The following is a 12,993-nucleotide window of genomic DNA, read 5'->3' as shown; positions in this document are numbered from 1 at the left end:
GCTCGGTCGCTCCTTCGCGCGCTGTGCTTCAGGTACGTCAGACCGGGGCGCTCACTCGCTCCCTCGGCTGTTCCGGCATCGAGGGTCTTGATGGTCATCAGGCGCTTACCAGCTTCTTCAGGATCGAGGTGAAGAACCCCAGGCCGTCGGTGCGGCCCGTACCGATCAGCGGCTCCACCGCGTGCTCGGGGTGCGGCATCAGGCCGACGACATTGCCCGCCGCGTTGGTGACTCCGGCGATGTCGCGCAGCGAACCGTTGGGGTTGCCGTCCAGATAGCGGAAGGCGACCCTGCCCTCGGCCTCCAGCTCGTCGAGCGTGCGCTCGTCGGCGACATACCGGCCGTCGATGTTCTTGAGGGGTACGGAGATCTCCTGGCCGGTCTCGTAATCGGCGGTCCAGGCGGTGTCCGTGGTCTCCACCCGCAGCTTCTGGTCGCGGCAGATGAAGTGCAGGTGGTTGTTCCTGAGCATCGCACCGGGCAGCAGATGGGACTCGGTGAGGATCTGGAAGCCGTTGCAGATACCGAGGACCGGCAGACCGGCCTTCGCCTGCTCGATGACCGTCTCCATCACCGGGGAGAACCGGGAGATGGCGCCCGCCCGCAGATAGTCGCCGTAGCTGAAGCCGCCGGCCAGCACGACGGCGTCGACCTGCTTGAGGTCCTTGTCGCGGTGCCAGAGGGAGACGGGCTCGGCCCCGGCGATCCGGACGGCGCGCAGGCTGTCCCGGTCGTCCAGCGTGCCGGGAAAGGTGACGACTCCGATACGAGAGGTCACTTCGACTCCTCGACCTTCACGATGAAGTCTTCGATGACGGTGTTGGCGAGAAACGTCTCGGCCATCTCATGGATACGGGCGAGGGCGGCTTCGTCGACCGGCCCTGCCACCTCAAGCTCGAAGCGCTTCCCCTGACGGACGTCGGCGATGCCCTCGAAACCCAGGCGGGGCAGTGCGCGCTGCACCGCCTGGCCCTGCGGGTCGAGGATCTCCGGCTTGAGCATGACGTCGACTACGACGCGTGCCACTGGCACTCCCGGTGGTGTGGTGCGGCTGGTTCTCGCTGCTGTCTTCTCCGGGGAATCCCCCAGACCCCCCGAGCTCTCTCAGCGTACCCGGCTCCAAAATCTACGCGGGTAGATATGCTGGTTCACAGATCACGCCGCGATTTCGGCCCCGGCGACAACGGGAAAAATCCAGGGAAAAAGTCGCATCCGCCATTGCCGTGGGACACGCTGATGTAATTGGCTGGGCTTCACAATGCGACGCCCACCGCTGTACAAAGGAATGCAGAAGAAAGCAGCATTGCCCCATAACAGCCGGAAGGCCGGTATCACCGCACGTCAGCCGCGTTTCCCGCAGGTGACGGAGGCGAGTGGCACCGCAGGAAAGGACCGATATCCGTGGCGCAACGCGTAGTGGTCACGCTCTCCGACGACATCGACGGAGGAGAAGCGGCGGAAACGGTCACGTTCGGCCTGGACGGGAAGTCGTACGAGATCGACCTCAATCCCGCCAATGCAAAGAAACTGCGCAAGGCCCTGGCACCGTTCATGGCCGCAGGCCGAAAGCAGACAAACGCCAGCAAGCACGGCAAGTCTCGCACCAGCTACCGGCACACCACCCTCGCGCCCGACCCGGCGGCGGTCCGCGCCTGGGCGCAGTCGCACAAGATGGAGGTGCCGGCCAGGGGCCGGATCCCCAAGCGCGTGTACGAGGCGTTCCGCGAGGCGAGTTGAGCCCGCGGCGCCCGGGTCCGCGGGCTGGGGGCGGCCCGGTCCCGCGGACAGCGCGCCCCGAGGCGCACGGAGTTGCACAGCACCCCCATTGATCGGCTAGAGTTTGGACCACGCCGAGGGGCAAGGCCGAAAGGCCAAACCCCAAGCAGCGTGCGGGTGTAGTTCAGTAGCAGAACGCCCCCTTTCCAAGGGGGAGGCGCAGTGTGCAATTCCTGTCACCCGCTCTGCATCGCTCTCCGGTCCAGTGGTCCGAAGGTTCAATTGGATCAGGTAGAGTGGTGTTCGCGTCGGTCTTCCGACGCACTGCGGACGTAGCTCAGTTGGTAGAGCGCAACCTTGCCAAGGTTGAGGTCGCCAGTTCGAACCTGGTCGTCCGCTCAGAGATGAAGGCCCCGGTCACTTCGACCGGGGCTTTCTTCGTTTGTCCCGTCGCTTGTCCCGGCCGACGATGACAAATGTCATCCCCCGCGATGACACCGCGCACTGCCGTCCCCACCGGTCCGGCGGAAACCTCGAAGCATGATGAACGACGCGGTAATCGAGGTGGAAGAGCTGAGGCGGGCATACGCCGGCGGCTTCACCGCGGTGGACGGTATCTCCTTCTCCGTGGGGCGCGGCGAGCTGTTCGCGCTGCTGGGGACGAACGGCGCGGGCAAGACTTCCACCGTCGAACTGCTGGAGGGCCTGGCCCGGCCCAGCGGCGGCACGGTCCGGGTGCTCGGCCATGATCCGTACACCGAGCGGAAGTCCGTCCGGCCCCGGATGGGGGTGATGCTCCAGGAGGGCGGCTTCCCGTCCGATCTGACGGTCGCCGAGACCGTGCGGATGTGCGCCGGCTGCACCACCGGGGCACGGCCCACTCAGGAGGCATTGGCTCTGGTGGGGCTCACTCAGCGCTCAGGCGTACGCGTCAAGCAGCTGTCCGGCGGGGAGAAGCGGCGCCTGGATCTGGCGCTCGCGCTGCTCGGCCGGCCCGAGGTGCTTTTCCTCGACGAGCCGACGACCGGGCTGGACGCCGAAGGGCGGCGCGACACCTGGGAATTGGTCAGGGAGCTGCGGGACGGCGGTACGACCGTGCTGCTGACCACGCACTATCTGGAAGAGGCCGAGACCCTTGCCGACCGGCTGGCGATCATGCACCAGGGCCGGATCGATGTCACCGGCACCCCGGCCGAGGTGACCGCCTCCCGGCCGGCCCGGATCCGCTTCGTCCTGCCCGAGGACGTTCCCGCCGGGCGGCTCCCGCTGTCCCTGCGGGCGGGGGCGGACGGACGGGCGGTGGAGATCCGTACGCGGCGGCTCCAGCGGGATCTGAGCGAACTCCTCCGGTGGGCCGAGGAATCGGGCGTGGAGCTGGAGGCGCTGGACGCGCGGTCCGCCTCCCTCGAAGAGGCCTTCCTCGACATCGCGGCGCGCGGGACGGAAACGGCGGGAATTGCCGGAACGGTCGGAACGGTCGGAACAGCGGGAACGGTGGACGCGCGATGAGCACGGTGAGCTCGAAGAAGACGGAGAGCCCCCGGAGCGGGGAGAGCGGCGTACGGACGACGACGACGACAGGAGACCATCTCAAGTCGCTCGGCCGGGCCGAGTTCTCGCTCCTCCTGCGGAACAGAACGGCGCTGTTCACCGCCCTGTTCGTACCGCTCGGAATGATCGTGGCGATCAGACAGTCGCTCGGCGGGATCGACCTCGGCGAGACCGGGATCAGCGCCCTTGAGGCGGCGATGACCGGCGGCATCGGCATGGTGCTGATCATGGCCGTCTACGGCAGTCTCACCTCCGCGTACACCGCGCGGCGCGAGGAACTGGTGCTCAAGCGGCTCCGCACGATGGAAGCGTCCGACCGGGAGATCCTGATCGGCACCGCGCTGCCGGCGGCCGGACTCGCGTTCATACAGGCGGCCGTGATGATCGCCGCCGGGGTCGTGTTCCTCGATGTCCGCGCGCCGCAGCAGCCGGTGGTGCTGGTCGGCGGGCTCCTGATCGGGCTGCTGCTGCTCAGCGCGCTGGCCGCCGTGACCTCCGCGTTCACCCGTACCGTCGAGAGCGCTCAGATCAGCATCATGCCGCTGTTCATGATCTCGGTGATCGGCTCGGGGCTGTTCATCCCGCTGGAGGCGCTGCCGGAGCGGATGGCCTCGTTCTGCGAGCTGCTGCCGGTGACCGGGGCCATGACGCTGATCCGCGCGGGCTGGCTCGGCGGGACGGACGGCCCCGACCTGCTCGGCGCGGCGCTGAGCGCCTTGGTTTGGACCATCCTCTCAGTGTTTGCTGTACAGCGATGGTTCCGCTGGGAGCCACGTCGCTGAGACACGGACACAGGCACCGGGACACCGAGGAAGGGCGCGATGTCCAGACTGACGGGCTGGTGGAACGGCAGGGGCGGGCCGGCCAGGAGCAACATGGTCAAGGTCGAGCTCTACACCCGCTGGACGTTCCACGCCCTCGCGGGCCTCGAAGTCGGCGCGATCGGCGTTCCGCAGCTCCTCGACGGAGCCGGCGGCGAGGTCGGGGGGCAGCTCGGCGGCTGGCTCTTTCTGTTGGTCGTCACACATGCCGTGCTCTGCGGTGTGCTGCTGTCCATGGCCATGGACTGGCGTCTCGGCCGACGCGAGCAGCCTCTACGGCTGATTCTGAGCGTTTCCGCGCTGACCGGCGGAGGCATCATCATCCTGCTCGCGCTGCGGAACACCAATTCCATTCCACAGGATCAGGGCTACGCGTTTCTCTTGATGGGGATCGCCGGTTTCGGCCTGGCGGCGATCGCCCTGGGCCTGCGCACGGCGGCGCACAGGGTGTACGCCGTGCTCGGTACGGCGGCCGGGACGGCGGTCATGAGTCTGGTGGTGGGGCTGGAGTGGAACAACGCCGTCGCGAACGCGGCCGGGGTCACCGCCACGAGTGCGGCTCTCGCGTTCACCTATGTCTTCTCGGCCTGGTTGGTCAGCGTCGTCTGGGAGCTGGACGAGGCACGCGAGCTGCATACGCGGCTGGCGATCGCGGAGGAGCGCTTGCGGTTCGGGCGCGATCTGCACGATGTCATGGGCCGCAATCTCGCGGTGATCGCGCTGAAGAGCGAGCTGGCGGTCCAGCTGGCCGAGCGCGACCGGCCGGGGGCGGTGACCCAGATGACCGAGGTGCAGCAGCTCGCGCAGGAGTCGCAGCGGGAGGTACGGGAGGTCGTACGCGGCTACCGGGAAGCGGATCTGCACACCGAACTGGAAGGAGCCCGGGGGGTGTTGAAGGCGGCGGGCATCGACTGCCGGATCAAGGGGGGCGATGTCGAAGGACTGTCCGCCGAGATCCAGTCGGCTCTCGGGTGGGTGGTACGGGAAGCGACGACGAATGTGCTGCGGCACGGGGACGCCCGGCGGTGCACCGTACGGCTGTCGCAGACAGGCGAGTCCGGGTCCTTGGCATCCGGGTCCTCGGCATTCGGGTCCTCGGCATCCGGGTCTTTGGCCGGGTGCCACGGGTCCGGGAGTGGGTCCGGTGGCCGGGAGGCGGTCCTGACCGTGGAGAACGACGGGGTGTCCGACGTCGGCGCCGACGGGTTGGCCGGGAAGGGCGCCGGGCTCGCGCGCCGCGGATCGGGACTGTCCGGGAAGGGCTCAGGGCTCGCCGGGCTGCGGGAGCGACTGGCCGCGCTGGACGGGACCCTCGAAGCGGGGAGTACGGCGGACGGCTGCTTCGTACTGACGGCGCGGGTGCCGCTGCCGAGGACGGTCACCGAGCACACCGGCCCCGCCGACCCCGCCGACCACGCCGAGCCCTCTGGGAACACCGGCCACCCCGGGCACACCGGGCACGTACGCCCCGTGGACGATGAGGTCGGTGAGACCGGCGAGACCGAGACCGGCGAGGAAGTGACGGTATGAGTCCTGTTCGCGTCCTGCTCGCCGACGACGAGCATCTGATCCGGGGCGCGCTCGCCGCCCTGCTCGCGCTCGAAGACGATCTGATCGTGGTCGCCGAGGCGGCCTCCGGGCCCGAGGCGCTGGCGATGGCACGGGCCCACCGGCCCGATGTGGCCGTACTGGATCTCCAGATGCCCGGCGCGGACGGTGTGAAAGTCGCCACATCGCTCCGTACCGATCTGCCCGGCTGCCGGACGATGATCGTGACGAGCCACGGCCGGCCGGGCCATCTGAAGCGGGCGCTGGCCGCGGGCGTACGGGGCTTCGTACCGAAGACGGTGAGCGCGCGGCAGCTCGCCGAGATCATCCGCACCGTCCACGCCGGGAACCGTTTCGTCGACCCCGAGTTGGCGGCGGACGCCATCTCGGCCGGGGACTCGCCGCTCACCGCGCGGGAGGCCGAGGTCCTGGAGCTGGCGGCGGACGGAGCACCCATCTCGGAGGTCGCGGAGCGCGCGTCTCTGTCGCAGGGGACCGTACGGAACTATCTGTCGTCGGCGGCCTCGAAACTGGGGGCGGAGAACCGACATACGGCGGTGCGTCTCGCACGCGAGCGAGGTTGGGTATAGTTGGCTCCGCGCCACGGCGCACGCGGACGTAGCTCAGTTGGTAGAGCGCAACCTTGCCAAGGTTGAGGTCGCCAGTTCGAACCTGGTCGTCCGCTCAGTGCAGAAGCCCCCCGGCCGAATCGGCCGGGGGGCTTCTCTGTGTTCCGATGGCAGGTCTCGGCCGCTGCTCGTGCGGGCCGGGGCCTACCGCCAGCTGAGGCCGGTGAGGAGTTCGTACGCCTCCAGGTACTTCGCTCGGGTCGCGTCGACGATCTCCCTCGGCAGCGGGGGCGGCGGCTGCTCGCTCCGGCGGTCCCAGCCGGACTCCGGGGAGGTCAGCCAGTCGCGTACGTACTGCTTGTCGAACGACGGCTGCGGGTGGCCCGGCTCCCAGTCGGCGGCCGGCCAGAAACGCGAGGAGTCGGGGGTCAACACCTCGTCGGCGAGCACCAGATCATCGCCGTCGAAGCCGAACTCGAACTTGGTGTCGGCGAGGATGATCCCCCGGTCGCGGGCGATGTCCCGGGCCCGGCCGTAGATGTCGAGGGTCGTCCGGCGCAGCAGGGCGGCGGTCTCCGCGCCGGCCTGGTGGGCGACTTCCTCGTACGGGACGTTCTCGTCGTGGTCACCGACCGCCGCCTTGGTGGCGGGCGTGAAGATCGGCGCGGGCAGCTCGGAGCCGTCCGTGAGCCCTTCGGGGAGCGCGAGCCCGCAGACGGTACGGGTCTGCTCGTACTCGGCGAGACCCGAGCCCGTCAGATAGCCGCGGGCGACGCACTCCACCGGGATCATCCGGAGCGACCGGCAGATGAGCGTGCGGCCGGCCCAGTCGGCGGGGGCGCCCGGGGGGAGGTCGGTGGAGATCACATGGTTGGGCACGAGGTCGCTGAGCTTCTCGAACCACCAGAGCGAGAGCTGGGTGAGCACCCGGCCCTTGTCGGGGAATTCGGTGGGCAGCACCCAGTCGTACGCGGACATTCGGTCACTGGCGACCATCACGAGGTCGCCCGCCTCGTTCCGGTACAGATCCCGCACCTTGCCGGTGTGGATGTGCACCAGACCCGGCACCTCGACGGGCTCGGGCTTTTCTACGAATCCGGACACGGTTCCTCCCCGTGGTTCTGTCCGATCTGAGAGATCGCCTCGATTCTCCCGTATGCCGGAAGTCCCAGCTCGCAGGGGTGCGGTGCGCCGTGGGCAGCCGGCTCCCCGTGCCCTCAGTCCCGCTTGCAGATCCGGTCCAGGAGGTTGGCGGTCGCGCGCTGGATACGGGCGTCCACATGGCCCGGCCGGTCCAGCGCCGGGGACCACGCGAAAGTCCCCGACGCGAAGACGAGCGCGCCGGACGGCGCGCGGTAGAGCGAGGTCTCCTGGTGGCGCCTGCTGTTGTCGAGATCGCGGTACGGGGAGTGCGCGAGCAGGATCCGGTCCTGGTGCTCGGGGAGCGCGGTACGCGGGAAGTAACGGTCCGCCTCACCGGCGACCAGGCCCTCGATCTCGTCGCCCTCGGTCGCGCCGGTGGCTTCCCAGAGCCAGTGATCGGCGTTCCGTACGACCAGGGGGCGCGGCTCGGGGACGCGGCCCGCGTACTGGATACCGAGCAGCTGCTGCTCCGGCCGGTCCACCTCGCGCCAGAGCGCGGGGCGGCCGGGACCTCGGCGCTTGCGGCAGGTGAGCAGGCGGTCGGGGACGCCGGAGGCCGAGGGCCCCAACTCCACCTGCCAGTACATGGTGTTGGCGGAGAGGAAGACGAGTGAGGTGCCGCCGTCCCGCGCGGCCTCGACGGTCCGGCGCATGGGCACGGACCAGTACTCGTCATGGCCGGGGAAGACCAGGCCCCGGTAACGGCTGGGGTCGACACGGCCCGCGTGCAGATCGCGGGTGTCGGCGTAGGCGAGGTCGTAGCCGTACCGCTCGGCCCAGCGGATGAAGTCGTAGGCGTGGCCGACATGGAGCGGCAGTCCCGCGCCCGCGTAGGGGCGGTCGAAGGAGACGGTCGTGGCGGCGTCGCGCTCGCCGAGGAGCCGGCCCTCCTCGTCCCAGGCGTGGTAGAGGCTGGCGCCGGTGTGGCCGTCCTCGGGATAGAGGTTGTACGCCTGCCAGGTGATGTCGGGGAGGAGCAGGAGCAGGTCGGCCGGGTGGCTGTCGCGGACCGTGAAGGGGATGTGGGAGCGGTAGCCGTCGAGCGTCGTGAGGACGGCGACATAGGCGCCGAGGGCCCAGAACTCCGGGATCTGGAGCCGCCAGGAGAGCCACCAGTGATGGCAGGAGACGGTCCGGTCGGCGGCGAGCGGGGGCGGCTGGACGATTCCGGAGAGCCGCGGGCTGGTGATGATCTTGCGGGCGCCGTCGCCGCCGTAGTGCCCGATCCGGTAGATGTCGACCGAGAACTGCTGGGGCGGGTCGACCGTCACATGGAAGTCGATGGCCTCGCCGGGCGCGACGGCGCCGGTGGACGCGAAGCCCTTGATCTGGCGTCGTACGTCGTCGGCGGTACGGGTGCCACCGCTGCCGGCGCTGCCGCCGTGATGGCCGCCGTGGTGTCCGTGACCGCCGTGGTGCCCGTGACCGCCGTGGCTGCCGCTGCCCAGATGCGGATCGGCGTACCAGGGCACGACATGGCCGGTGTCGTCGAAGTAGTTCTCGCTGCCGCGCAGCCAGGGCAGCGGGCCCTGACCGAAGGGATCGCTGACCGCGTGGGCGAGCGCACCCGATTCCCACCGCCGGATCTGGTCCGCCCCCATGGTGCGCCCCTCCTCCGAGCCCCCGCGCCATCAGGTGGCACGACCATTGATGAATGCGCCGACGCGAGCGCCGACGCGCCGGTGATACGACCGTTTATCCGGCCGGTGAAGCGGTCGGGTGTAAGCGGCGATCCCCAGCACATCACATTACGCACGCACTCCGTCACCGTTCGTTGCGAATTAACCTTAACGGAAGGCGACAATCGGGATGCACGGTGTGATAAAGGATGGGCGCCGATCGGCGCTCGCGGGGTGACGCCGGGCGGATCGCCGGGCCCCGTGCCGTGCGCTGTCGTGCGCTGTCGTGCGGCGGGTGGCGATTTCCGGCCCTCGGACGGGCGTGTGACGGGTCTCCGCGGCGTGTGGCGCGACTCACACGAGGCGTACGGGCTTCTCGGCCCGTACACCGAGCGAGACCAGCCAGGAACGGAGCGGTTCCGCGTCGCCGCCCTCGACCAGGCTGAGGACGCGCCCGCTCAGGTCCGCGCGGCGCTCGCCGTCGATCAGGAGCGCCGGGCCGTCGAGCCAGTCGAGACCGGGCACGGCGCCCGCCGTGTCGACGGCGGAGCAGCAGACCATCGCCGTGACATGGTCGGCGAGCAGCTCACGGCCGCTGCGGGGCGGCTGGAGCGGAAAGAGGGGCAGCGGGTCGGTGCCCCAGAGCGCGAGGGCGTCGCTCGCGGCCTCCGCCGGGGTGGACGGGGCCGCCGCCGCCTCTTCGCGGGCCAGCTCAGCGCTGATGCCCGCGGCCAAGGCGTCGCCGGGCTCACAGGCGTCACCGGCCTCGCCACCGGTCCTGGCGGTTCCAGTGCTTCCAGTGCTTCCAGTGGTTGCGGCGGTTCCAGGCGTTCCGGCGGTGACGGCGGTTCTGGCCGTGTCGGCGGCTCCGGCTGTGTCGGCGGCTTCGGCCGAGTCACTGGTCTCGCTGTTCTCGCTCGTCCTGTTCTCGCTCGTCCTGCTCTTGCTCGTCCCTCCGGCCATGGTGGAGCCGCTGGTCCCAGTGGGCTTGTCCGACCCGGCGTCGTGCCGGGAGAGATGGTCGATGACCCGTTCCAGGGTCGGGCCCGGGCTCAGCGCGGAGCCCGAGGGGTCGGCGGAGCACCGTACCCCCATGGTGTCGAGGACGCGGTGCAGCCTGGCCGCTTCCGTGCGCCACTTACGGTCGACGACCTCTTCCGGATACTGCTGCCAGTCCACCGGGGACCAGTCCGGGCCCGCCTCGGCCGGGCCGCCGTGGAAGAGGCGGGCGGCCAGCAGGGAGGCCGCCTCGTCGACCACGCCCGGTTCTTCGAGCAGATCGCAGGCGGGACGCTCGCCGAGCCGGGAGGCGAAGCCTTCCGCGAGGCTGTCGCGGCGGGACAGCTCGGTGAGGGCGGACACCACGCCGGCGTCCAGCCGGGAGGGCCAGCGGCCCATGCGCCACGCGGGCAGGGCGACCCTGGTCAGCAGCCGGTCCCAGCCCGCGTACGCGAGGCCGACCTGTTCCTGGGCGACGATCCGCAGACCGTAGTCCACCGCCTGCGCGCGCTCGGACGCCGCTGCCGCCACGCCGCGCTCCATCAGCGCGGCGTGCTCGCCGCAGCCGCGCAGCAGCAGCTTGGCGATCCGGCCGACAAAACCCAGCGCCACCCGTCGTATCGGCCCCAGGCCCGGCCGGGTCGCGACAGCCACCGCCGCGTCCAACCCCCGAACGAACCGGCGGGCCGCGGCTATGTCGGGGTGCGCCGAGGGTCCCGTACCCGCCACGACGGGGGCCAGTACGGCGCGCAGCTCGGCGACCCGCATCCACCACAGGAAGGGCGAACCGATCACGAGGACAGGGGCGGCGGGGATCCGCCGGGCGGCGCGCCGACGGCCGCCACCGAAGCCGGACAGCGCGCGGTGGCGCGTATATGGGTCCGCGTGCGTACGCGAGAACGCCTCGGCGTGCGCCGGATGCGTACGGTCCTCCAGCCAGCTGTCGCAGTCCGGGGTCAGCGCTATGGCGGAGGGCGCGGGCACATCGAGCCGCTCCGCGAGATCGCGCACCAGCCGGTAGAGATCGGGGGCGGCCTTCTCGGTGACGGGGACCGTGGGGCTGAGCGCGGGCCTGGCGCGGGCGACCACGGCGGCGACGGCACCCGCGAGCAGCAGCACGACGAGCGCGAAGCCCGTCACGGCCCAGCGCGCGATGTCCCAGCCCCCACCACTGATACGGCCCGTGGCGCCGCCGACAAGCAGTACGACGGCGACGGCGGCGGGCAGCAGCGCCACGGCCAGCGCCCTGCTGCGGATGCGCAGCACGGCGAGAGCCCGTACACGGGCGCCCTGAGCACCCATCTCCTCACGGATACCGGAACCGGACATGGTCGGACCTCACCCCCTCTGCCCCGCGGCCTGCGTTGCTCACTCCCCCACTGTGGCACCCGTCACTGACATCGCAATGCCGATGGGCCAAGTGCCGGAACGCCTGCGCCGCACCCTAGTTGGACCCTGGAGACCCGTCATCCGGATGGCCCAACGGTCACCCGATGGAATGGCTTTGGGCAAAGCTGCTGACGCGAGGGGGTGGGTGAGGGCGTGCGGCGTGGCAGCCCGGCCGGGCGGGGCGGGGTGATCGAGGGGCGGCGGGGTGCGGGGCGGGGGCCGGGCAGCGCGTGCCGGGCGGAGTGTGTGTGGCCGGGCGTGCCCCGCCAGACAGTGCGTGCCTGGTGGGGCGGGCCTGGCCGGGACGGGCCTGGCCGGGGCGGGCGGGGCGTGCCCGGCCTGGCCACGACGGGCGCCCGGGATCAGGCTTCCGCGGCCTCGCGGGCGATGTCCGTGCGGTGCTGGGAGCCCGCCAGACGGATGCGGCGCAGCGCCGTGTACGCGCGCTCCCGGGCCTGCGTCAGGTTCTGGCCCGTCGCCGTCACCGAAAGCACGCGACCGCCGGCGCTCACGACCGTGTCGCCGTCGCGCCGGGTGCCGGCGTGCAGGACGTACGCGTTGGGGGCATCCTGTTCCGCGATCTCTCCCAGACCCTCGATCGGGTCGCCGGTGCGCGGCGTGTCCGGGTAGTTGTGCGAGGCGACGACCACCGTGACCGCCGCGTCGTCGCGCCAGGTCAGCGGGGGCAGCGCGGCGAGGTCTCCCTCCGCCGCCGCCAGCAGGACGCGGGCCAGCGGCGTCCTGAGCCTCGCCAGGACCACCTGTGTCTCCGGGTCGCCGAAGCGCGCGTTGAACTCGATGACCCGCACGCCGCGTCCGGTGATCGCGAGACCCGCGTACAGCAGCCCCGAGAAGGGCGTACCGCGCCGGCGCAATTCGTTGACCGTCGGCTGGAGCACGGTCTCCAGGACCTCGTCCACCAGCTTGGGGTCGGCCCACGGGAGCGGGGAGTACGCCCCCATGCCGCCCGTGTTGGGGCCCTCGTCGTTGTCGAGGGCGCGCTTGAAGTCCTGCGCGGGCTGGAGCGGAAGGACCGTCTCGCCGTCGGTGATGGCGAAGAGGGAGACCTCCGGGCCGTCGAGGAACTCCTCGATGACGACCCGGTCGCAGCCGATCGCGTGCGCGCGCGCCGCGGCGAGATCCGCGGTCACGACGACGCCCTTCCCGGCGGCCAGCCCGTCGTCCTTGACGACGTAGGGCGGACCGAAGGCGTCGAGGGCGTCGTCGATCTGTTCGGGGGTGGTGCAGACGTAGCTACGGGCCGTCGGAACGTTCGCCGAGGCCATCACATCCTTGGCGAAGGCCTTGGAGCCCTCCAGCTCGGCCGCCTCCCGCGACGGGCCGAAGCACGGGATGCCCGCGTTCCGTACGGCGTCCGCGACCCCGGCCACCAGCGGGGCCTCGGGACCGACGACGACGAGCCCGGCCTCCAGCTCGGTGGCGAGGCGGGCCACGGCCGCACCGTCCAGCGCGTCCACCGCGTGCAGCTCGGCCACTTCGGCGATACCGGCGTTACCGGGCGCGCAGTGCAGAGCGGTGACCTCGGGGTCGAGGGAGAGAGAGCGGCACAGGGCGTGTTCGCGGGCGCCGCCGCCGATGACAAGGACCTTCACGGGGGGCAGCCTAGCCCGGACGGGG

11 protein-coding genes and 3 tRNA genes are annotated in these 12,993 nt (G+C 70.7%); 8 read left to right on the top strand and 6 right to left on the bottom strand.

Translation table 11 applies throughout. The features are described 5' to 3' along the window. Window positions 1–97 precede the first annotated feature (97 nt). On the bottom strand, window positions 98–778 hold the full coding sequence (purQ, locus tag M1203_RS22945) for a phosphoribosylformylglycinamidine synthase subunit PurQ (RefSeq protein ID WP_249951644.1): 681 nt from the start codon (window positions 776–778) through the stop codon (window positions 98–100). After that, complete coding sequence (gene purS / locus M1203_RS22940; RefSeq protein ID WP_249951643.1) at window positions 775–1,026, bottom strand: phosphoribosylformylglycinamidine synthase subunit PurS; 252 nt, start codon at window positions 1,024–1,026, stop codon at window positions 775–777. Before purS ends, purQ begins: the two co-directional genes overlap by 4 nt. A gap of 375 nt (window positions 1,027–1,401) precedes the next feature. Here purS and M1203_RS22935 point away from each other — a divergent pair, with 375 nt between their 5' ends. The 8 genes from M1203_RS22935 (at window position 1,402) to M1203_RS22900 (ending at window position 6,321) form a co-directional block, all read left to right on the top strand. Further along, window positions 1,402–1,737: an Lsr2 family protein gene (locus M1203_RS22935; RefSeq protein WP_249951642.1), complete on the top strand. Its 336-nt coding sequence runs from the start codon at window positions 1,402–1,404 to the stop codon at window positions 1,735–1,737. A 152-nt stretch (window positions 1,738–1,889) separates the two neighbouring features. Further along, a tRNA-Gly gene (locus M1203_RS22930) sits at window positions 1,890–1,961 on the top strand. A gap of 81 nt (window positions 1,962–2,042) precedes the next feature. Further along, a tRNA-Gly gene (locus M1203_RS22925) sits at window positions 2,043–2,115 on the top strand. A 141-nt stretch (window positions 2,116–2,256) separates the two neighbouring features. After that, the gene (locus M1203_RS22920) at window positions 2,257–3,225 is read left to right on the top strand and encodes an ABC transporter ATP-binding protein (RefSeq protein WP_249951641.1); all 969 of its coding nucleotides are present in this window, start codon (window positions 2,257–2,259) and stop codon (window positions 3,223–3,225) included. Beyond that, window positions 3,222–4,049 carry an ABC transporter permease gene (locus M1203_RS22915; protein ID WP_249951640.1) on the top strand — a complete coding sequence of 276 codons (828 nt, stop codon included), beginning with the start codon at window positions 3,222–3,224 and terminating at the stop codon, window positions 4,047–4,049. The genes M1203_RS22920 and M1203_RS22915 overlap by 4 nt, the downstream gene beginning before the upstream one ends. A 39-nt stretch (window positions 4,050–4,088) precedes the next feature. Next, entirely contained in the window at window positions 4,089–5,618 is a 1,530-nt protein-coding gene (locus M1203_RS22910) for a sensor histidine kinase (protein WP_249951639.1), read from the top strand. Beyond that, window positions 5,615–6,226, top strand: coding sequence for a response regulator transcription factor (locus tag M1203_RS22905; RefSeq protein WP_249951638.1), 612 nt, complete (start codon window positions 5,615–5,617; stop codon window positions 6,224–6,226). Before M1203_RS22910 ends, M1203_RS22905 begins: the two co-directional genes overlap by 4 nt. 22 nt (window positions 6,227–6,248) lie before the next feature. Next, a tRNA-Gly gene (locus M1203_RS22900) sits at window positions 6,249–6,321 on the top strand. An 88-nt stretch (window positions 6,322–6,409) separates the two neighbouring features. Here M1203_RS22900 and M1203_RS22895 read toward each other — a convergent pair. From M1203_RS22895 to purD, 4 genes are all read right to left on the bottom strand, one after another. After that, entirely contained in the window at window positions 6,410–7,309 is a 900-nt protein-coding gene (locus M1203_RS22895; protein ID WP_249951637.1) for a phosphoribosylaminoimidazolesuccinocarboxamide synthase, read from the bottom strand. 113 nt (window positions 7,310–7,422) lie between these two features. Beyond that, on the bottom strand, window positions 7,423–8,949 hold the full coding sequence (locus tag M1203_RS22890; RefSeq protein WP_249951636.1) for a N,N-dimethylformamidase beta subunit family domain-containing protein: 1,527 nt from the start codon (window positions 8,947–8,949) through the stop codon (window positions 7,423–7,425). 372 nt (window positions 8,950–9,321) lie between these two features. Continuing rightward, a complete protein-coding gene (locus M1203_RS22885; protein WP_249951635.1) occupies window positions 9,322–11,295 on the bottom strand; it encodes a hypothetical protein in 1,974 nt (657 codons plus the stop codon). 422 nt (window positions 11,296–11,717) lie between these two features. Then, on the bottom strand, window positions 11,718–12,968 hold the full coding sequence (gene purD / locus M1203_RS22880; protein WP_249951634.1) for a phosphoribosylamine--glycine ligase: 1,251 nt from the start codon (window positions 12,966–12,968) through the stop codon (window positions 11,718–11,720). Window positions 12,969–12,993 lie beyond the last annotated feature (25 nt).

Origin of the sequence: Streptomyces sp. 35G-GA-8 (genome assembly GCF_023534745.1) — a bacterium.
Taxonomy (GTDB): domain Bacteria; phylum Actinomycetota; class Actinomycetes; order Streptomycetales; family Streptomycetaceae; genus Streptomyces.
Note: the sequence above shows the minus strand (reverse complement) of the source record. Positions and strands in the feature narration are given on the sequence as shown.